The 21,333-nt window shown below is 49.3% G+C and carries 17 protein-coding genes; 7 read left to right on the forward strand and 10 right to left on the reverse strand.

The features are described 5' to 3' along the window. Nucleotides 1-66: 66 nt before the first annotated feature. Nucleotides 67-537: a hotdog fold domain-containing protein gene (locus tag CWE09_RS04255; RefSeq protein ID WP_126802764.1), complete on the forward strand. Its 471-nt coding sequence runs from the start codon at nucleotides 67-69 to the stop codon at nucleotides 535-537. Here the strand turns inward: CWE09_RS04255 and CWE09_RS04260 are convergent. Continuing rightward, nucleotides 534-2,033 (reverse strand): GGDEF domain-containing protein, encoded by a 1,500-nt coding sequence (locus CWE09_RS04260; protein ID WP_126802765.1) that lies wholly within the window; start codon nucleotides 2,031-2,033, stop codon nucleotides 534-536. The genes CWE09_RS04255 and CWE09_RS04260 overlap by 4 nt on opposite strands. Nucleotides 2,034-2,134: 101 nt before the next feature. Between CWE09_RS04260 and CWE09_RS04265 the strand changes: the two genes are divergently transcribed. After that, nucleotides 2,135-3,007, forward strand: a complete 873-nt coding sequence (locus CWE09_RS04265; protein WP_126802766.1) for a homoserine O-succinyltransferase — start codon at nucleotides 2,135-2,137, stop codon at nucleotides 3,005-3,007. Nucleotides 3,008-3,011: 4 nt separating this feature from the next. Here CWE09_RS04265 and CWE09_RS04270 read toward each other — a convergent pair whose 3' ends face one another. Beyond that, nucleotides 3,012-4,283: an O-acetylhomoserine aminocarboxypropyltransferase/cysteine synthase family protein gene (locus CWE09_RS04270; protein WP_126802767.1), complete on the reverse strand. Its 1,272-nt coding sequence runs from the start codon at nucleotides 4,281-4,283 to the stop codon at nucleotides 3,012-3,014. Nucleotides 4,284-4,612: 329 nt separating this feature from the next. Between CWE09_RS04270 and CWE09_RS04275 the strand changes: the two genes are divergently transcribed. Next, the gene (locus CWE09_RS04275; protein WP_126802768.1) at nucleotides 4,613-5,959 is read left to right on the forward strand and encodes a KamA family radical SAM protein; all 1,347 of its coding nucleotides are present in this window, start codon (nucleotides 4,613-4,615) and stop codon (nucleotides 5,957-5,959) included. Nucleotides 5,960-6,007: 48 nt separating this feature from the next. On the opposite strand, the gene kdsB is transcribed toward CWE09_RS04275, so the two are convergent. From kdsB to CWE09_RS04300, 5 genes are all read right to left on the reverse strand, one after another. Continuing rightward, complete coding sequence (gene kdsB, locus CWE09_RS04280) at nucleotides 6,008-6,787, reverse strand: 3-deoxy-manno-octulosonate cytidylyltransferase (RefSeq protein WP_126802769.1); 780 nt, start codon at nucleotides 6,785-6,787, stop codon at nucleotides 6,008-6,010. Then, on the reverse strand, nucleotides 6,784-6,984 hold the full coding sequence (locus CWE09_RS04285; RefSeq protein ID WP_126802770.1) for a Trm112 family protein: 201 nt from the start codon (nucleotides 6,982-6,984) through the stop codon (nucleotides 6,784-6,786). The genes kdsB and CWE09_RS04285 overlap by 4 nt, the downstream gene beginning before the upstream one ends. Further along, nucleotides 6,974-7,969, reverse strand: coding sequence for a tetraacyldisaccharide 4'-kinase (lpxK, locus tag CWE09_RS04290; RefSeq protein ID WP_126802771.1), 996 nt, complete (start codon nucleotides 7,967-7,969; stop codon nucleotides 6,974-6,976). Before lpxK ends, CWE09_RS04285 begins: the two co-directional genes overlap by 11 nt. Next, nucleotides 7,966-9,717 (reverse strand): lipid A export permease/ATP-binding protein MsbA, encoded by a 1,752-nt coding sequence (gene msbA / locus CWE09_RS04295; RefSeq protein WP_126802772.1) that lies wholly within the window; start codon nucleotides 9,715-9,717, stop codon nucleotides 7,966-7,968. Before msbA ends, lpxK begins: the two co-directional genes overlap by 4 nt. Before the next feature lie 78 nt (nucleotides 9,718-9,795). Further along, complete coding sequence (locus CWE09_RS04300; RefSeq protein WP_126802773.1) at nucleotides 9,796-12,108, reverse strand: DNA internalization-related competence protein ComEC/Rec2; 2,313 nt, start codon at nucleotides 12,106-12,108, stop codon at nucleotides 9,796-9,798. A 31-nt stretch (nucleotides 12,109-12,139) separates the two neighbouring features. On the opposite strand from CWE09_RS04300, the gene CWE09_RS04305 reads away from it, so the two are divergent. Beyond that, entirely contained in the window at nucleotides 12,140-12,682 is a 543-nt protein-coding gene (locus CWE09_RS04305; protein WP_126802774.1) for a DUF2062 domain-containing protein, read from the forward strand. On the opposite strand, the gene CWE09_RS04310 is transcribed toward CWE09_RS04305, so the two are convergent. Genes CWE09_RS04310 through CWE09_RS04320 form a run of 3 tightly spaced genes read right to left on the reverse strand, consistent with a single transcriptional unit; the run spans nucleotide 12,668 to nucleotide 15,846 of the window. Next, nucleotides 12,668-13,921, reverse strand: coding sequence for a lipoprotein-releasing ABC transporter permease subunit (locus CWE09_RS04310; protein ID WP_126802775.1), 1,254 nt, complete (start codon nucleotides 13,919-13,921; stop codon nucleotides 12,668-12,670). The genes CWE09_RS04305 and CWE09_RS04310 overlap by 15 nt on opposite strands. After that, nucleotides 13,918-14,604, reverse strand: coding sequence for a lipoprotein-releasing ABC transporter ATP-binding protein LolD (gene lolD / locus CWE09_RS04315; RefSeq protein WP_198679721.1), 687 nt, complete (start codon nucleotides 14,602-14,604; stop codon nucleotides 13,918-13,920). The genes CWE09_RS04310 and lolD overlap by 4 nt, the downstream gene beginning before the upstream one ends. A 3-nt stretch (nucleotides 14,605-14,607) precedes the next feature. Next, nucleotides 14,608-15,846 (reverse strand): lipoprotein-releasing ABC transporter permease subunit, encoded by a 1,239-nt coding sequence (locus CWE09_RS04320; RefSeq protein ID WP_126802777.1) that lies wholly within the window; start codon nucleotides 15,844-15,846, stop codon nucleotides 14,608-14,610. A 111-nt stretch (nucleotides 15,847-15,957) separates the two neighbouring features. Here CWE09_RS04320 and CWE09_RS04325 point away from each other — a divergent pair, with 111 nt between their 5' ends. Genes CWE09_RS04325 through CWE09_RS04335 form a run of 3 tightly spaced genes read left to right on the forward strand, consistent with a single transcriptional unit; the run spans nucleotide 15,958 to nucleotide 21,289 of the window. Further along, nucleotides 15,958-16,575, forward strand: coding sequence for a PilZ domain-containing protein (locus CWE09_RS04325; protein ID WP_126802778.1), 618 nt, complete (start codon nucleotides 15,958-15,960; stop codon nucleotides 16,573-16,575). 56 nt (nucleotides 16,576-16,631) lie between these two features. Next, nucleotides 16,632-20,135 carry a transcription-repair coupling factor gene (mfd, locus tag CWE09_RS04330; RefSeq protein WP_126802779.1) on the forward strand — a complete coding sequence of 1,168 codons (3,504 nt, stop codon included), beginning with the start codon at nucleotides 16,632-16,634 and terminating at the stop codon, nucleotides 20,133-20,135. A gap of 2 nt (nucleotides 20,136-20,137) precedes the next feature. Beyond that, complete coding sequence (locus CWE09_RS04335) at nucleotides 20,138-21,289, forward strand: CsiV family protein (RefSeq protein WP_126802780.1); 1,152 nt, start codon at nucleotides 20,138-20,140, stop codon at nucleotides 21,287-21,289. The last annotated feature ends 44 nt before the right edge of the window (nucleotides 21,290-21,333 follow it).

Consider the following 21,333-nt stretch of genomic DNA (forward strand, 5'->3'; position numbering starts at 1 on the left):
GTTGGACTCATATTTATGCTATATTGCAGGCAATATTAACTTACAGGTCAGACCTCGAGGTGCCCGGTGTCCACGTCAAATTATTTGCTTCGTTTGTACCAGAAGTGTCAGCGTTTTCCCGCTGGAAAGCGCATTTTTTCTGCTTTATTTGCCCGCAAAGCGCCCTACTTTGCCAGCATTCGTCCGCTCATCACCGAGCTGGAACCGAATTTTTGTGAGTTAACATTCAAGAAGCGTAAAGCCGTGCATAATCATATTGGCACTGTGCATGCGATAGCATTATGCAACGGGCTGGAAATGGCGATGGGGGCTGTGGCAGAAGCCAGCATACCTAAGCACTTACGCTGGATACCTAAAGGCATGCAGGTTAATTATACGGCGAAAGCGGACTCGGATATCCGCATCACCGCGAACACCTCGCCGGATGACTGGAAACCTGGTGATCTGGATGTAAAGGTAGAGGGTTTCAGAGCTGATGGAACCTCTGTTATCAGTGGTTTTATCACTATTTACATTTCCGAAAAACCCACCAGTTAATTGGTGGGCTTGCGGCGGGCCTGCTTATCCGCATACATAGCCGTATCCGCCCGGGCCAAAACAATGTCAGCGTCCATCACATCTCCGGCCTGCCAGTGAATAATGCCTATACTGGGGCCTGCATAGTCAAGTTCTGTACTGGGTAATTCATAGCGGCCGGTACAGGCTTTGCGAATTCGTTCAACAATCTGTTTACCAGTTTTGTCAGGATCCCCATCCGCACTGCCTTCACCCACAAAAACAAACTCGTCTCCACCATAACGGGCTATCAGATCATGCCCACGCATAACCCGACTGATGCGTGCGGCAAAAGCGCGCAAAAACTCATCGCCTACATCATGGCCGTGCTCATCATTTAATTTTTTGAAGCCGTCCAAATCAATAAAGGCTGTATAAATCAAAGTGCCTAAGGACTCTGCCTGCACCAGCTTATCTTCCAGTGCCTCGATCAGATAACGACGGTTAGGTAATCCGGTCAGTACATCATGCATAGATCGATGCTCCAATACCTGATTAGCCGCTTCAAGCTGCTCATGATCAGCAAGCCGGGCCGCCAGCAAAGACAAGGCATTGGCGGTACCATTCAGAAGCTTCATACTATCTGTACAAGGAAGCTTCTGCGTGTCTAGCTGCACCACCAGCGCCGCTTCAACACCTTCATCCGAAGTGATAACCACAATCATCTTTTGTGCTTCAGTATCGGCATCTCCCCATATCAGGGGCTCCAGCTGGTTTTCTATAATTAACTGTATTTGTTTCTCATCGCTGCTCAGCATCTGCTTCACCAAACGCAGGGCTTCTTCATGGTCGCCGTTAGCTCGCAACAATTCGAGTTCAGTGCCGGCCACTAAAACAGGTGTGATATGGCTCCAGGCTAAATCCTTGCTGAGTATATCGGTAATTTGAATGATCGCATCGGGTAGCCGTTTAGCGGCCAGACAAATTCGACTGACTTCAGTAATCATCTGCAGTTGGCTCAGCCGGGCTTCAGCGTAAGAAGCGCGGCTTTCAGCAAGGTCGGCCTGCCGTTCCCGTTCCAGCTGATGGGAAATCAGCTCGGCACATAAATGCAGCAGCTCGACGACCTCCTCGCTCACCTCAGTTTTTATCGTGCTGGCACCACACAAAGTACCAAATAAGGAATGATCCTCATTCAATACAGGCACCACAACATAGGATTGCAGATTCAGTTGACGGGCTGCCATAGAGTCACCCCAGCATCCAGGTACATCATCAGTGGCGAAACGACCTTCCTGCAATGCGCGGCGGCACAAGGTGTCTTTCCAGGGTACCGATAGCCCTTCAGCGATGGTTAAGTCAGCAGCATTCTCAGCATAGAGCACGCGCTGAATCTGGGCTTCTTTATCAACTACCGTCAGGTAAATGGACTCTAAGCCACTGATCCGCTGAACAAGCCGCAGCAATGAGCGAGTTAAGTCTTCCAGATTGCTCGCGTTTGATACTGAGCGTGCAAGTGTATTTAACTGGCTATCCATACTCCTCCGAACTACCACAAATAAGGAAATAGTCTTTTAAGTCAGGTCCTATAAGCTTTAGTATAGGGAGCTAGCGCAAACATATCTAAGGATGCCTACAAATGCAAAGAGTTGAGGGTATTAGCCTTAGCGCCCTGCCTCCTTCCTGTACCCTTTTGCAGGATGAAGGTCTGCCCATACAATTAGCCCGTAGTAGCCAGGCTAGCGGTCCGCGCGTAGGTATTCTTAACCTGATGCCAGATAAGCCGACAACCGAACGTCACTGGTTACGCCTGCTGGCTAAAACCGGGCTGCCGCTGCACGTTGACCTGTTAAAACTCAGCAACTGGCAATCTAAAAATACACCCTTGGTCTATTTAGAGCAATTTTATCGCGACTGGCAGCAGGCCAACAATCTGGATGCTTTGATCATTACCGGAGCCCCGTTGGGGAAATTTGCTTTTAACGATGTCGGTTACTGGCAGGAATTGATTCAAATTTTCAGCCGTAGCTCTGCGCAACAGATCCCTAGTCTCTATTTATGCTGGGCAGCTAACGCTGCCTTTCACCACTTTTATCAGTTGCCCAGAGTACTCAAGAAGCAAAAGCTCAGTGGTGTTTTCCAACATCAGAGTGTGGTGCCACACCAACTGACTCAGGGCTTAAATGACAGTCTGTATATTCCGCATTCCAGGTATGCGGAAGTGTGCCAACAACAATTACATCAGGAAGCTCAACTTAAGGTGCTTATTAACTCTGGCGAAGCTGGCGCCTGCCTGGTCAGCGATGATAAGCACAAGCGAGTATTTCTGCTCGGACACCCTGAATACGAAGCTCATACCTTAGCGCAGGAATTTACTCGCGATCAAAAAAAGGGCATTGCCGCTGCAATGCCCCTTCATTATTTTCCAGACAACAATCCTGAGCGGCTTCCGCAGGCCAGTTGGCAACACAGTGGTGTTATTCTGCTACGCAACTGGCTGAATGCTCTTTAACGGATTATACCGCGGCCAGTGCCTGTTCAATATCGCTGATAATGTCGTCTATATGTTCAATGCCCACTGAAATGCGCACCAGATCTTCAGATACTCCGGCTTTGGCCAGCTCGTCCGGCGCCAGTTGTCGATGCGTTGTGCTGGCTGGATGGCAAGCCAATGATTTTGCATCCCCTATATTAACCAAACGCAATATAAGCTGCAGAGCATCGATGAAACGAGCCCCTGCGGCCTGGCCCCCTACAATGCCAAAACTTAAAATACCCGAGCCCTTACCACTACTTATCTTCTGCGCGTTGGCATAATAGGGACTATCCGGCAATCCGGCGTAGTTCACCCAGCTTACTTTTGGGTGTTGCTGCAGGTATTGCGCAACCTGCAATGCATTATCGCAATGGCGCTCCACCCGCAGTGCCAGCGTTTCCAGCCCCTGCAACAGATTAAATGCACTCTGCGCGGCCAGCGCCGCTCCAGTATTACGCAAAGGTACCACCCGGGCACGACCAATAAAGGCAGCTTCGCCCAGAGCTTCGGTATAAACCACACCATGGTAAGAGGGGTCCGGCTCGTTCAATTGTGGGAAGCGCTCCGGCTGAGCTGTCCAGTCGAATTTACCACCATCAATAATAATACCCCCAACCGTAGTTCCATGACCGCCTATATATTTAGTCAGTGAATGCACAATAATATCAGCGCCATGCTCAAAAGGACGACAGAGAACCGGTGTCGCTACTGTGTTGTCGACAACCAAAGGCACGCCAGCAGCATGCGCAATTTCAGCCAGACGTTGAATATCCACTACGTTACCCGCCGGGTTACCTATAGATTCACAAAAAACCAGCTTGGTTTTTTCATCAATAAGCGAAGCCAGTCCTGCAAAATCGTCATGGCTGGCAAAGCGCACATCAATGCCCTGCTGCGGTAAGGTATGAGCAAATAAATTATAAGTACCACCATACAACTGGTTGATACTGACAATATTATCGCCGGCCTTAGTCAAGGTCTGAATGGTATAAGCGGTAGCGGCCTGGCCCGAGGCAACGGCTAAAGCCCCAATGCCGCCTTCGATAGCCGTCAAACGTTCTTCCAGCACCGCATTCGTCGGATTCATAATGCGCGAATAAATATTACCCTCTACTTTAAGGTCAAAAAGATCCGCACCATGCTGGGTATCGTCGAAGGTAAAAGAAGTGCTCTGATAAATAGGAACCGCTGCGGCCCGCACCGGAGCTTCTGAACTGTATCCATGATGTAACGCTAAAGATTCTAATTTCATAACCTGCCCTAATCAATAATAAAACCAACGATGAGGCAGTCTAAACATTTAGATGGCTAGGTGTCTATAGGGTTGTTTGTAATTTTATCGTTTTATTTATAATTTTATTCTGAGGCTAGCACCAACACTTAGCCGATAACCTGTAGTGGGCAATCCAGCTAACCTTTTTGCGGCTGTCACATCGGTGGATAGGCAAAATGTACTATCATTCCGTTCCAGCCCCCGTCAGCTGGAGGCTGGCGCTAATGCTGAAATGAACGGGGTTTTCCGGTATAATATGCCGCTATTGAAAATACGCCCAAGCAAACGAACGGGGAAGATAAGCATTTATGCAGCAAGTAGTCACCATCCAACCGCCAGAGTTTTTGCCACGTAAATTTAAAGTTTACCAGCATCGCCAGCTGGATAAGATCGAGGCCCTGAAACGGGTGCCGGAAGAAATGCTGTTCGAAATGAAGGTTGTCGCTAATGTATTGCCTTTCCGGGTCAACGAATACGTCTTTAACGAACTTATCGATTGGGAAAAAGTACCTAATGATCCAATTTTCCAACTAGTTTTCCCACAACGCGAGATGATAGAACCATCCGCTTATGATCGCATGGCGACACTGATGAAAAACGGTGGCACTACCAACGAAATTTTTAACTTAGCCGAACAATTACGCGAGGAAATGAATCCTCACCCTGCCGGCCAGGTGGAAATGAATGTGCCTACAGTAGACGGCGAACCACTGCGCGGTATGCAGCATAAATACAGGGAAACCGTGCTCTTCTTCCCATCGCAGGGGCAATACTGTCATTCTTACTGTACATTTTGTTTCCGCTGGGCGCAGTTTGTCGGTAAATCTTTGCGCATGAACTCAAATGATGCTGACTCGCTACACCGTTACCTTGAGCAGCACAAAGAAGTGACCGACCTGCTGGTAACTGGCGGCGACCCTATGGTCATGCGCACGAAAAAACTTCGTGAATACCTGCTGCCACTAACCGACGCTAAATATGATCATGTACAGACCATACGCATCGGTAGTAAGTCACTGACCTTCTGGCCTTACCGCTATATCACAGATCCGGATTCCGAAGAACTTCTGGAGCTACTGGAAACACTGGTAAAAGCAGGCAAGCACGTCTCTTTCATGGCGCACTTTAACCATCCGCAGGAAATGCGTACCGAAGTCTGTCGCGAAGCGATTCGCCGTATCCGTGCCACTGGCGTTCAAATCCGTTGTCAGGCGCCACTATTACGTAATCTGAATGATGATGCGGATGCCTGGGCAGAAATGTGGCAGGAACAGGTACGTTTGGGTATGGTCCCTTATTATATGTTCGTAGAGCGTGATACGGGTGCCAAACGTTATTTTGAAGTACCGCTGTACCGCACCTGGGAGATATTCCGTGATGCCTACCAGCAGGTTTCTGGCCTGGCCCGTACCGTACGTGGCCCTTCAATGAGTGCTGGTCCGGGCAAAGTGGAAATTCAGGGTGTAACTGAGATTCATGGTGAGAAGGTTTTTGTGCTGCGTTTTATTCAGGGACGCAACCCAGCCTGGGTGCAGCACCCTTTCTTTGCCCAATACGATGAGAAAGCAACCTGGTTGCACGATCTTAAACCCGCTTTCGGGGAAGAGAAGTTCTTCTGGGAAGATGAATACGCACAAATGTCCAGTATGGGCTAGACAGAAAAGGGGCAGCTTTTAGCTGCCCCTTTTCTTTTGCTGGTTACTTTACTGGTGACTGGTGACTGGTGACTGGCTCATCGACTGCCGTACCCGCTCCAGATCTTCAACAGTATCAATGCCTGCCGGCGGATCTGCAATCGCTTGAGCTACGTGAATGCGCTCTCCATGCCATAACACCCGCAATTGCTCCAGCGACTCCAGCTGCTCCAGAGGGCTGGCATTCCAGTCTGCATAACGATGAATAAATTCTGCACGATACGCATAAATACCAATATGGCGCAGATAACCTGCGGACAATTCCTGCAAACTATCCTTATCAGTAAAATGCTCACGATCCCAGGGCACAGGTGCACGACTAAAATACAGCGCATAACCGCTGCCATCCAGTACAACTTTCACTGCATGGGGGTTAAAAGCTTCTTCCACGGACTGCAATGGAACAGCCAGGGTAGCCATAGGTGCCTGTCGCTGAGAAGCCAGATTCTCCGCCACCTGGCGAATAATTTGCGGTGGAATCTGAGGCTCATCGCCCTGCACATTGACCACCACCTCATCATCTGCAAGCGCCATTAATTGAATAACTTCCGCGAGTCTTTCAGTACCCGAACGATGCTCTTTTGAGGTCATCATGACCTGCCCACCAAAGCCGCTGACAATATCAAACACACGCTGATCATCCGTAGCAACTACAACTTCAGCCGCTCCGCTCGCCTGCGCTCGCTCATACACATGCTGCACCATGGGTTTACCAGCAATATCTGCCAACGGTTTCCCCGGTAAGCGAGTTGATTCATAACGTGCCGGAATGACAACTGTAAAACTCATGACTTAGGTACCTTCTCCAATTCTTGAGGGGTTAGTGGTTTTGCGGCATCAGCCAATAAAGCTGGAATGCCATCGTTTACCGGGTAAGCCAGACTTTCACCACGACACACAAGGTGCGTTTTATCCTGATCCCATACCAGCTTACCTTTGCACGACGGACAAGCAATGACCGCCAGTAAATTTGCGTTAAGCGTCATGACGTAACTCCTTAACCTGCTTAATAAAGTCCTCAATAAAACTGCTGGGAAGTTGGGCGCCCACTTTTAAATAATACCAGTGAGGACGAGCAAACGAGTGACATTTGACAGCATCTTTCTCGGTCATAATTACCGGGAACCTATTACTCACATCATAGAAGTCAGTCGCAGAGAACTGGTGGTGATCAGCAAAAATACGGGTTTCTTCCACATGCAAACCTTCCTGGCTCAGCAGATTAAAGAAACGCAGTGGGTTACCTATACCAGCAATGGCAATAACTGACTCACCATCTGGTTTTTCAATCTCAGCATTAGTACGCACACTGCGCCAGCCAACAGATACCAGACGCATGGCTACCTGCTTGCCGGTTACTGTTTCTGCTCCATTAATAAGAGCCCAGTTGACCTTTTTCAGACGACGTCTGGATTCGCGTAACGGGCCACAGGGCAAACGAAAACCATTGCCCGTGCCACGGACTGCATCGACTACCGCTATTTCCAGATCACGACGTAAGGCATAGTGCTGTAGACCATCGTCACTAATAATAACGTCACACTGATGTTCAGCCAGTAAATATTTTGCGGCATCTACGCGCTTAGGACTGACCACCACCGGAACACCACTAATGGTCGCCAGCATCACAGGTTCGTCACCAACCTCAAGTGGATTGGAATCAGCCTTTACCGATTGTGGGAAAGGTCCTCTACCGCCATAACCGCGACTAACCACCCCGGGGCGCAGCCCGGCTTTTTGCAACTCTTCTACCAGGCGCAGTACCAACGGTGTTTTCCCGGTACCGCCTACCGTAATATTACCTACCACAATAACTGGCACCGGCGCTTTCCAGCTCGGAATAACCCTTATGGCATAGGCGATACGCCGCAGAATGCTAAAGAAAATGAATAAAAAGGTTAATGGCAAAAATGGCCATAACCAGATAGGTAAGCGCTTAGCATACCACCAGGATTGAATCTTCTGACTCACTCAAGACCACCAAATTGCATGTTATGTAATTGCGCATAGGGACCATTCTTCTCCAGCAGTTCTTCATGGCTTCCCCGTTCAATAACGCGACCATGTTCCAGCACCAGAATTTCATCCGCGCTTTCAATAGTTGATAAACGATGAGCAATCACCAGTGAGGTTCGGTTCTCCTGCAGATTATCCAAGGCTTCCTGAATATGTCGCTCTGACTCAGTATCCAATGCTGAGGTAGCCTCATCCAGAATTAATATCGGTGCATCTCGCAATAGTGCTCGTGCGATAGCAATGCGCTGCCGCTGACCACCGGATAACATTACGCCGTTTTCACCGACCATAGTATCCAGCCCCTGAGGCAGGTTATCCGCAAATTCATGCACATAAGCTAAGCGCACGGCTTCCTCAATACGTTCCTGAGAGACGTCCCCCGCCGCGCCATACGCAATATTATTGGCGATACTGTCATTAAATAAAGTAACGCTCTGAGATACCACAGCGAACTGACGACGCAATGATTTCAGGCTATATTCACGAATATCATGTCCATCCAGCTCAATAGACCCGGTTTCATAGTCGTAAAAGCGCGTCAGTAACGCGGATATGGTAGATTTGCCGCTTCCCGAGCGGCCAACCAATGCCACACTATGGCCGGCGGCAACTGAGAAACTAATATCATGTAACGCAGGCTCTTCGGTATCCGGATAACGGAAAGTAACACTTTTAAACTCAATATCGCCCCGAGCTCTGTCCAGTATGCGCTTACCTTTATCCACTTCTTTATCCTGATCCAGTACCGAAAAAATACTGGTTGCAGCGGCCAGGCCTCGTTGAAAATCAGCATTCACATTAGTTAACTGCTTTAACGGCCGTAACAACATAATCATGGCGGTAAGCAAGGTCGTAAAAGCCCCTGGAGTCAACTGATCCAGCATACTTGGGAAACTGGCTATAACCAGCACCATAGACAAACTCAAGGAGGCAATAAACTGAATTACTGAAGTGCTGATAGTACGGGTATTCACCAGCTTCATATTCTGCTGACGAGTGACTTTGTTGATATCGTCAAAACGTTCAGCTTCCCGTTTCTGGCCTTCAAACATAACCACAACCTGATGACCATTGATCATCTGCTCAGCTGTCGTAGTTACATTACCCATTGCAGTTTGAATGCGGCTGCTGACCTGGCGAAAGCGCTTAGATACAATAACAACTACTTTGCCGATTAAAGGCCCGACTAACAGAAATACTAACGACAACTGCCAACTGTGATAGATCATCAGGCCCAATAACCCAATTACAAAAGCGCCCTCACGAATAAGAGTCAAGAGAGCCCGGCTAGTAGCTTCAGCTAATTGCTGGGTGTCGTAAGTGATTTTAGAAATCAAATCACCTGTCGACATTTTGTCATGGTAGGACACAGGCACCCGCATCAGGTGCTCGAAAAGCTCCTGGCGCATGACGCTGACAATACGAAAACCGACATAGCTTAAAAAATAAGTGGATATAAAATTAAAGAAACCACGCAATAAAAACACCAAGGGCACAAAAAGCGCACCATACAGTAATATGGTCGGGTTACTTTCACCCAGGCCATCGTCTATCAGCGTTTCAATTTGAGAAAAGAAAAAGGTGTCAATACCCGCATAACCCAGCATACCAATTACCGCTGCAATAAAGGCCAGACGATAAGGCTTTACATAACCTAACAGGCGCCGGAACGTTTTTTGTCGGACTTCTTTATTTGAATCCATGCATTCGCCATTTCTGAATTATAACCCGGGCATTTTACCTGAAAGGGTAGCCCCATGACCAGCTTCCACCCCCTTGAGTTAAATTTGATTAAACCAGTAAGGCGCCAATCGGGTTCGATACGGATAGCTATGCCAGCTTCCCTTGTGCCAACGAAGCGTTACCTGGCCTGACTCTCCGCTATCGTAGATGCGCGCACCACTAGCCCGCAGTCGCTGCAAAGTTTCTTCATGCGGCATACTAAAACGGTTCAGGTAACCACGGCTGATTAGTGCAATTTTTGGTCGAATTGCGGCTAAAACAGCCTCACCACTGGATGTGCGCGAACCATGATGCGGTACTAATAGCACATCGCTGGCTAAGGTTTTTGCATAACGTCGCAGCAGTCGGAATTCAGTAATGCGTTCCATATCCCCCGGTAACAGTATTCGCTGCCCCTGGTAGCTAAGCTGAATAACACAGCTATCATTATTGGGCCCAAATGACGGCCCAGGCAAAGGGGCCAGCGCATTGATATGAACCTCTTCCCACAACCACACCTGCCCCCACTCACAGGGCCAGTGTTTGCCGTCAGTCGTGATATTAATAATCTGCGGGTAAGCCTGACGCACCGCAGCCGCTCCCCCGGTATGATCCTGATGTGAATGGCTTAAAATCAGGTAATCAGGAGTTAACCCACGACGCTGCAAAAAAGGAACCACTACAGCTTGCCCTAAGTCGAAACCACCAACATAAGCAGGCCCGGCATCCACCACCACCGCCCTGTCACCACGCTGCACAACCAATGCACTCCCCTGTCCTACATCCAGCATATGCAGATAGAGACTAGTATCCTGCTGCCGCTGCCAGTGCCAGCTCAGGGCACTGCATAAGAATGCGCCCATGAGTAGCGCACGCCTTTGCAGTGAGAGCGGCAGGTAGCTTAACAGCAAGGCAGCAAAGAGTAGTAAGGTCGTCGTAAGCGGCCAGCCATCAAACCAGATCCAGGACCATTGTCCGGCGACCTCCAGAGCCCACCAGACAAACTGCAAAACCTGGTCGGCTAACTTTAATAAAAAGTAACTTCCTGGTAGTTGCAACAGTAAAAGCAGCACAGCCAATAATGCTGCAGGCAAAATAACAAAACTAAACAGCGGAATAATAAGCAGATTGCTCAGCGGCGCTAATAAAGATAGCCCCTGGAAAAAAAAGACAGACAAAGGCCAGAGCAACAAGGTTAACATGACCTCCAGTCGCCAAAGCTGCAGAAGTGAGTGCTTCCATCCTCGACTTTGAGCATGATGAGGCAGACGCCACAACCAACTGAAAATCGCTAATACAGCAACAAAGGACAACCAGAATCCGGTATCCAGCCAGGCCAGGGGGTCTAACACGAGTACGGCAGCCAGAACCCTGAGCAAAAGACGATGTGTAGTTATTCTGCGCGCAAGTAAACGATAAAAAACAGCCACTGTAATTAACAGTAGCGCCCGTAATGTTGCCACGGCAAAACCCGCCAGAGCGGCATACGTCAAGGCTAGCAGCCAGGCGACAACGAGAGCCTGATAACTGAGATTGTACTGCTGTGTCGGGTCCTTGCGGGGCAGCAATGCCAGTAGCCAGCGGAAAATAAGCCAGCTACTTGCGAAAACCATGCTCAGGTGCAACCCGGAAATCGCCATCAGATGCGCGACTCCAGTCTGCTGCAGCAGTCGCCAGTCTTCATTACTCAGCCATTGACGCTCTCCCAGCGTTAAAGCCAGTAACACGCCAGCATGTATTAGTTCTGCTTGATATTGCTCAAAGTAGTCGAAGATGTACTGCCGTGGTTGTGGCAGGCGTGGCGAATCCAGATATTCAGCCTGCTGTATGCTGCCGGTAGCCCGAATTCCTTTACGTACCAGATAAGCCTGATAATTAAAGCTGCCCTGATTCATAAGCCCTGCAGCGGGCCGCAAACGAACCTGCAACAACCAGGTTTCGCCCAGTTTAGGAAGCTCGCCCTCTGCCGCATACCAGTTGAGCCGTACCTTTGGTTTCTTCCACTGACTATTAAGTTGCCAGTGTTCCGGACCTTGTAGCAAGATTCCATCAATGCGCCAACGCCAGTCGTTCTGAGCTACAATCTCAGTCACCGTAACGGTAACTTGCAGGCTTTGGCGATAGTCAGACTCAGGTAAAGACCACGAAACTGCAAAGCGGGCATTGATTAAAGCCCACAAGATCCCGCACAATGCCCCCATAAATAAAGTTTCAGTGCGGCTAAATGGTGTGCAAAAGCGGAAAGCTGGTAAAATATACCCTAGTATTAGCCAGATAAAGGTTAATACTATAAGCGGCCAGATGGGCCAACTGGGGTCAATCCATACACCGCTGAAGGCGCCCAGAACGGCTCCTGTTAACCACCAATCCATAGTAGTTACCTGTAGTAGGTTTTAAGCATAGATGCCGAAAAAGACGATTCAGCGTTTTCTGCCCGATCCGGCCAAGATTGCAAATAGCAAAGCTATTCGCATCTTCGGTCGTGTCGCTCAGCAAGCTAATTTATGGCATCTGAACCGCCGCTCTGCATCGCGGGCCTTTGCTATTGGTTTGTTTGTCGCTTTCATGCCAATACCTTTTCAGATGGTAGTGGCGGCTGCCGTTGCTATTCCGGCAAGGGCCAACCTACCCCTTTCTGTCGCCCTGGTCTGGGTCAGCAACCCTATTACCATGCCAGCTATATTTTTTGCTTCCTATCAGTTCGGTGTATTTGTGCTGCGACAAAGTCCTGAACCTTTCCTCTTTGAATTATCCTGGTCCTGGTTTGCCGCCAGTATAGGTTCAGTAGTTCCACCTTTCCTCTTCGGCTGTTTGCTGTTAGGTACTATTGCCAGCCTGACAGGCTTTTTTACCATTCGTATCATGTGGCGTCAGGCCGCCATCAAAGCCTGGCGAGAACGGCAAAAGCTACGTTCAGCGCGCCGCAAGGCATCACGCACTCACTAAAGCCTTAGCCGGATCTACCTGAGTTGCTTTCCAGGCCGGATAAATAGTCGCTAACATACTCAACAGCAAGGCAACTCCTATTACCAACAAGACGTCATACCAGGCTATTTGAGTGGGAATAGAACTAATAAAATAAATATCATCCGCCAGCAGAACCAGGGCAAAAGTGTTTTCCAGCCATTGAAAAATAGCAGGCAGTTGCCAGGCTAATAACACGCCCGCAATGCCCCCTAACAGGATGCCTAATACACCATTTAAACTGCCCTGCAATATAAAAGTGCGCATAATCAATGCGTCACTTGCACCCATGGTCTTGAGAATAGCAATACTGGCTTTTTTCTCCTGTACGACCATGACTAAAGTCGACACAATATTAAAACTGGCAACCGCTAACACCAGCACCAGTACCAGATACATCACAGTGCGCACTAACTGGATATCACGGTACAGATGGCCTTCACTACGTGTCCAGTCGCGAATATACGCATGTTCGGACAAAGTCGCCGCTACCTGCGCCGCAATCACCGGAGCCTGATACAAATCATCGACTCGCAGGCGTACGCTATTGGCTTCGGTACTTAACCCCATAGCCTCCTGGCCCAGAGCTAAATGCAGATAAGCCTGTTGATAATCCAGCTCGCCGCCCAACCGGAAAGTGCCAGCTAAAGTGACCGTTAATCGCCGCGGTGCTTGCATGCGCGAACGATCCTGTCCAACTCGAGGCACCAGCAAAGTAAGACCATCGCCTACTTCCAGTCCCAGCTCAGTCGCGAGTCCTTGCCCCAGAATCATGCCTTGAGGATTATCTTTAAAACGTTGCCAGTCCGCCGCACTGATATAATCCGGTAACGACGAAACCCGGGGTTCCAGTTCAGGATCAATAGCTCTGGCACTGACTCCTTTAAAACCGCGCCCTTGTTGGATCATGGTATTCACCACAGTCACCGGCGCTGCGGCCAGAACCCGAGGGTGTGCCTCGGCATCTTCAACTACCTGACGCCAGTCGCGCAGTCCATCGTGCACCGCCTGATATTCGACATGAGGAACCAGCGACAATAGTTCGTCTTCTAAAGCTTTTTGAAAGCCATTCATCACTGATAACAGAACAATTAATACACAGCAGCCAAGAGCGATACCCAGCGTAGAAGATGCCGAAATAAAATTAACAAAACGGTTTTTATGTTTACTGCGCCGAAAGCGCCGTGCCAGATTCCAGGGCAACCACCAGCTTGATGTCATAACAAGCCATCCAGTAATTCACCATTGTGCAAGTGTGTCTGTTTTGGCAAACGAGCCGCCAGATGCTGATCGTGAGTAACCACAATAAAGGCCGTATCCAGCTTCTTATTTAATTCCAGCATTAAACTGTAAATCGTTTCCGCAGTTTCTTCATCCAGATTACCAGTCGGCTCATCAGCCAGAACTAAATCCGGGTCATTAACCAAAGCCCGGGCTATTGCCACCCGTTGTCGCTCTCCCCCGGACATCTTTGCTGGTGGATGCGTAGCCCGATGTGACAGACCGACCTGCTCCAGCATTGCCGTCGCTTTCTTCTTCGCCTGAGACTGCGAAAGTCCGGCAATCAGCAGTGGCATGGCAACATTTTCCAGCGCGTTAAACTCACCCAGTAAATGATGAAACTGATAAATAAACCCTAGTTTCTGATTACGCCAGCGCGCACGCTGAGAATTGTTCAGGCTACTGAGAGCCTGCCCCTGCATAAAAACTTCACCACTGCTTGGTTTATCCAGGCTACCGAGAATATGCAGCAGTGTGCTCTTGCCTGATCCGGAAGACCCCACAATAGCCATCATGTCGGCGGTATGCAGTTGAAAATTTACATTCTGCAGTACCGGAACCTGTTGCTCTCCATCCTGAAAAATTTTACTGATATTTTCGCAATTTAGTAATAGGCTCATAATAAGTTACTCATAACGCAGTGCTTCAGCGGGTTGCACCCGGGCGGCACGCCAGGCCGGGTAAAGAGTGGCCAGTACAGTCATGCCAATAGCCAGTGCTGCGATACTGGCAATCTGGCTTCCCTGCAATACAATAGGTAAACCTTCTCCTGCCGTCTGCTGCATAAGTTCGACATTCAGTATCGTTAATAAATCATTCAGCACAAAGGTAAGGCCCAGCCCCAGTATCAGGCCAATAAGAGTTCCGACTACCCCATTATATAAACCCTGTACCGTCAGCATGTAATAAACCTGACGCCTGCTTAGTCCAAGTGTTTGCAAAATAGCGATATCATGTCGCTTGTCATGGATCACCATCACCAGTGCGGAAACGACATTAAAAGCGGCAACAGCAACTACCACGGCCAGCATAAACAGCATCATGCCCTTTTCCATGCGTACCGCAGCAAATAAGCGGCCATAACGTTCGCTCCAGTCATCGATCCGAAGATCCGCAGCGCCATCCTGAGTACGCAGCTGACTCGCGACCTCGGTGGCCTGAAAGGCGTCCTCCAAATACAAACGAACGCCAGTGACCGCGTCTTCCGGGTAGCGCAGCAAACGCGCAAGATCCTGGCCATGCACCAGCACCAGTTGCTGATCAATATCAGCACCCACTTCAAAAATACCCTGTACTCTGAACAAACGCTGCGCCGGCATAACACCAACCGGAGTAAACTGACCGCCTGCCGCCGCCAATACACGTAACTGCTCGCCTGGCTGAACATCCAGCCGGTTAGCCAGTGGCCGGCCCAGAATAATGCCGTATTCACCAGGTTGAAGCGCATCCATGCTGCCACGCAGAAAATGCTCAGCAATAACATTATGGCGCGACTCAAACTGCGGAAAAACACCCTGGATCATGACCGCATTCAGCTGACTTTGGCCTTGCACTATGCCCTCTATTTGCACATAAGGGCTATGGTGTACAACCTGGCGAGGCAAAACCAGTTCTTCTTCCACCTGTCGCCAGTCACTCATTGAAGAACCATCAGACTGGCTTACAGTGACCTGAGGCACGACCCCCAGAATCCGGTTTTTTAACTGCTGTTCAAAACCATTCATTACTGAAGTCACAACAATTAACGCCGCTACACCCAGCACGATTCCTACCAGCGAGAAACGATTAATAAAGGCCGTAAAAGCTGAGCCCTGTCGTGCCCGGCTATAACGTAAACCGATAAACAGAGAAACGGGCTGGAACATAAAAAAGACGCCTGATGAATTGATATTTGCTAAAGTGAGTTTTGCAAGGATAATGAGAATCTGCCGCAGGCACAACTGGCAATCATATTTGCTTACACATACGGGTGGTTCATGACTACAGACGACACGACTCAGACAGCAGCGCAACAAATGGCTGAATACCGTGAATACTATGCCATTAAAGAGCCTATTCAAATTAATGTATTGCCCTTGGATGCTGATAGCCAGCTACCAGACGAAGAAAGTTTTCTGCAAGAGGTCCCCGAAGTTTTCCGCCTGGCCAGTGAGATGCATGGTGCTGATGCACAGTCTATTGCAGCTATCCGGAACATTGGCGACAACGGCCGTTTGATCGCTGATATTTTAAGTCAGCAAAACCGTAAACTGAACGCCTTGCTGGGTTACCTGCTCAGTCGTGAAGACGCCAGCGAATATCGCTACCAAACACTGGAGTATGGCGGCGGAGGGGTTTCCTATCTGGCAGATGCAGCACTGCCCTTGCAGCAACTAGTTGAACTTAAACTCTTCATGCCTGACGAGTCAGCCGCCATTTTCAGCTATGCACGGGTTATTGACTGTCTGCCTGAGGGCGAGCAACAGCGCATTTGTCTGTTGTTTGAGCGTATCAGTGATGATGACAGGGAAGTCATAGTAAGAGCCAGTTTGCACGCGCAAAGCCGCTTGCTTAAAAAGCGCGCTGCGGAGCGTAATACAAACCCCAGCGCATAAATAATTTGCTACACTAGGCGCACTTTTACATCCTGATGAATAAGTCGTAACTACTCATGGCTGCTATTTCTGTATTTCAAGCTGATGCTGTCCCCAGCGGTGACCAGGACAAAACCTGGCGCCAGTTAGAAGGCAGCAGCAGCGCGCTGGCACTGGCCACTCTGGCCGAGCGCGAAAAACGTCGTATTTTATTGATTACCGCAGATGCTCCAGCAGCCTATCGGCTGGAACATGAAATTCGTTTTTTCAGTCCCACGCTTGCGGAACATATCAGTGTTTTCCCCGATTGGGAGACATTGCCTTACGACACCTTTTCGCCGCATCAGGATATTATTTCCGAGCGTCTGCGTGTACTGGCAAAACTTCCTGACAGCGAACAGGGTATTCTGATTGTTTCCCTGAACACCCTGCTACACCGCATAGCACCACCCAGCTATATACATGGCCAGGCATTTTTACTGACTCCAGGGCAACAAAAACCAATTGAAAGCTTTCGCATGCAACTGGAACAAGCCGGTTATCGCTCAGTGACTCAGGTCATGGAACATGGCGAATACAGTGTGCGGGGGTCGATCATTGATATTTACCCCATGGGCAGTCATGACCCGTTCAGACTGGATTACTTCGACGACGAAATTGACAGTATCCGGCCCTTTGATGTTGAAACTCAGCGCTCAGGTGAGCCAATTGAGAGCATTCAGCTACTACCCGCCCATGAATTTCCAACTAATAAAGAAGGCATTGAGCTTTTTCGCCGTCAGTTCCGCGAACAGTTTGACGCCAGTAACGCCCGTGAATCGGTTTATCAGCAAGTCAGCCACAACAGTTGGCCGGCTGGCATCGAATATTATTTGCCGCTGTTTTTCGAAAACACCGCAACCCTCTTTGACTACCTGCCGGAAGATATTCTGCTGGTCACTCAGGGTGACCTGCAGAGTCAGCTTGAACGTCTGTGGAAAGACATTGAATACCGCTATCAGGACCGTCGCTGGGACCCTGCACGGCCTTTGTTACCGCCGCAACAGCTCTTTTTTCAGGCGGATGAGTTAAATGGCTTATTAAAAAAACGCCCCCGTATCCGCATGGATGTTCCCGAAGGTGTACGTCAACCCGGACCGGTTAAATTTGCGACAAAAGCGGTCAGCGACATTCAGGTAGAGCATAAACAGCAGGATCCACTGGCGCGTATCCGTCAGTTACACCAAAAAGCGCTGCAAAAAGGTCAACGTGTGCTTTTTGCCGCAGAGTCTGCAGGTCGGCGCGAGAGTCTGCTGGAACTTCTGGGCCGTGCTCGTATTCACCCTCAGATAGTGCATAGCTTTAACGACTTCATGAAGATTGAAGCCCCCTGCGCTATTGTCGTCAGCAGTGTCAGTCATTCATTTTACGCAGAAAACCATGATGACCTGCCTGGTGTCTGGTTCATTACCGAAGCGGAACTACTGGGTAATAAAATCACCCAGCGCCGGCGTCATGACAAACGTCAGGCACAAAGTGCCGATGCGCTGATTAAGAACCTCGCTGAACTCTCGGTGGGACAGCCGGTGGTGCACCTGGAACATGGTGTTGGCCGTTATCAGGGCTTAACCACCATCAATACTGCAGGCACCGACACCGAATTCCTGAGCATAGAATACGCCCAAAAATCGAAGCTGTTTGTGCCCGTGTCCGCGCTGCATTTAATCAGTCGTTACAGTGGCGGCGAAGAATCCAGTGCGCCACTGAATAAGCTTGGTAACGATACCTGGGAAAAGGCGCGCCGTAAGGCGGCTGAAAAAGTACGCGATGTCGCAGCAGAGTTACTGGCAGTGTACGCTAACCGTGAGTCTAAGCCTGGCCACGCGTTTACCGTCAATGAACAGGATCATCGTCGTTTTGCGGACGGCTTCCCTTTCACTGAAACCGACGATCAGCTCACCGCTATCAGCGCTGTATTAGAAGATATGCAAGGTCCTACGGCTATGGACCGTCTGGTCTGTGGTGACGTCGGTTTTGGTAAAACAGAAGTGGCTATGCGCGCCGCCTTCACTGCGGTTAATGACGGTAAGCAGGTTGCCGTGCTAGTACCAACCACACTGCTCGCCCAGCAACACCATGATAATTTCCGCGACCGCTTTGCCGACTGGCCAGTACGGGTTGAAGTGTTATCCCGCTTTAATACCAGCAAAGAAACCACTCAGGTTCTGCAGGACTTAAAAGAGGGAAAAGTCGATATTGTGATAGGCACCCACAAGCTGCTGCAAAAGGATATTGAATTTAAAGACCTGGGCCTTCTAGTCGTCGATGAAGAACATCGCTTTGGTGTGCGTCAAAAGGAACAAATTAAACGTCTGCGTGCCGAAGTGGACATTCTCACTCTTACCGCAACGCCTATTCCAAGGACGTTGAACATGGCGATGAACGGGGTGCGTGATTTATCCATTATTTCTACCCCACCCGCTAAGCGTCTGGCCGTTAAAACCTTTGTCCGTGAGTTTGATAAAGCCACCATTCGCGAAGCCATATTGCGTGAAGTTTTACGCGGTGGGCAGGTTTATTTCCTGCACAATAATGTCGAGAGCATCGCTAAAACAGCTGAGCTGTTAGAAGAGCTGGTACCAGAAGCACGAGTCATTACCGCTCATGGTCAAATGAATGAACGCGAACTCGAGCGCGTCATGTCGGACTTTTACCATCAGCGATTTAACGTTCTGGTATGCACCACCATTATTGAAACCGGAATTGATATCCCCAGTGCCAATACCATTATTATGGATCGTGCCGATAAGTTAGGTCTGGCCCAATTGCATCAGCTTCGCGGCCGGGTTGGGCGTTCTCATCATCAGGCTTATGCTTACTTATTAACACCGCATCCTAAGCGTATGACCAAAGACGCGGGCAAACGCCTGGAAGCTATTGCTCAGTTAGAAGATTTAGGAGCCGGCTTTGTACTGGCCACGCACGATCTTGAGATTCGTGGTGCCGGCGAGTTGCTTGGCGATGACCAAAGTGGACAGATTGAAAGTATAGGTTTCACTCTGTACATGGAAATGCTGGAAGAAGCGGTCACCGCCCTGAAATCCGGTAAAGAACCCAGTCTCGACTTATTGCTGCGTCAGCAAACCGAAATTGAGTTACGCATCCCGGCACTTTTGCCCAGCGACTACATTCCGGATGTAAATATTCGCTTAAGTCTTTACAAAAGGATTGCCGGTGCTAAGTCCGAAAGTGAACTGGAAGACCTCCAAATAGAAATGATAGACCGCTTTGGTCTGCTGCCCGATTCAGCCAAAAATCTAATCCGTATCAGTGAGCTTCGATTGCTCGCCGAGCCTTTAGGCATACGCAAAATCGAACTGGGTCCAGCAGGTGGTCACATTGAATTTGGTAGCCAGACTCAGGTGGATCCCGGTACCATTATCGGCCTGCTACAAAAACAACCTGACTACTATGGCATGGATGGGCCGAACCGCTTAAAAGTAAAGCAGAGTGCAGAAGATACTCATGGTCGTATAAAACTGGTACAGTCCCTGTTACAAGAGCTTACAGCTGATGAACAAGGCAAAGGGAGCAACGCGTAACGATGAAAAAAACAGCTTATTTGTTAGGTAGCCTGGTTGCCTTTGCCACCTCCGGTGTTGCCCTTGCTGGTAGTGATTTACGCTGGTTTGAAGTAGAGGTCATTGTATTTAAGCAGGACTCTCAGAATCAGGCCGATGTAGAACATTTTAGCCTGCCCGTAAATGCAATCCCATTGAATCGCATGTACGACCCGCTAAGTGAAACTTTTTCTGAAACTTACAGCGGTCTGGCAAATACCCTGCCCCCCTGTGAGGACAGTAAGTACGGTTGGTTACCGGTATTACCCAGTATTCGCGCTGAAATAAATCCTACCCGCATCCCCGCTCCCGCCGCGCCTCAGGCCCGTTGGTGCCGCGAAGATTTTGAGCACGCTTTGGTCAGCAACTGGTATTTTCCTGACCATGAAAACATGCGCAGTATCCCGCGCAAACGTAGCGAAAAAATAGTCGATGGTCCAGGCGGCGATATGCATGAAACCCGCGAGCCATTTCTGCTGCCCGCGGATAGCCATGAGATGAATAGTATCCGGCAACGACTGGAAAGCCAGCGTGGTAAAGAAGCATTACTTCACTTGAGCTGGAGACAGCCGGTAGTTAATCGCACACAAGGGCGTAAAGTGCGTCTATTTGGTGGCCATGACTTCAGCCCCGAATTTGATTACCTGGGTTTTAGCCGCAGTCAGCTAGTCAGTTCAACCGATACCTTTATGCCCACATTTGAAGGTAATATTGAGCAGCAGATGGGTAAACTGGACAACTTATTAACACGGGTTGATCGCGGGGATTTCGCCTTTAGCAAACCTGATCCTAATGTGCTTAGCCTGCCGGCGAAACCAACAAACTGGCCAGCTAATCTGCCCGAGCAGAGTTGGGAGTTTGACGGTCTGATGCATATTTATCTGGTGGGTAACTACCTGCATATAGACGGCGAATTTAATCTGCGCGAAGAGATTAAACTGCCTCTGCAAGCCAGTACTTTTGATGAGCAAGTGGCATATGAACTACCCCAGGGTATGCCTGAAGTCCCTTTCCTGCGGGCTTATTATTTTAAACAGTTACGCCGGGTTATCAGCCACGAGACTCACTATTTTGACCATCCGGAATTTGGCGTTATCGTGCAAATCAGACGGACCTCTTTGTCACACCGACGATAAAAAAAGCCGCACTTTCTATATGTGCGGCTTTATACCAGGGAAGA

The organism is Aliidiomarina minuta (genome assembly GCF_003987145.1).
Taxonomy (GTDB): Bacteria; Pseudomonadota; Gammaproteobacteria; order Enterobacterales; family Alteromonadaceae; genus Aliidiomarina; species Aliidiomarina minuta.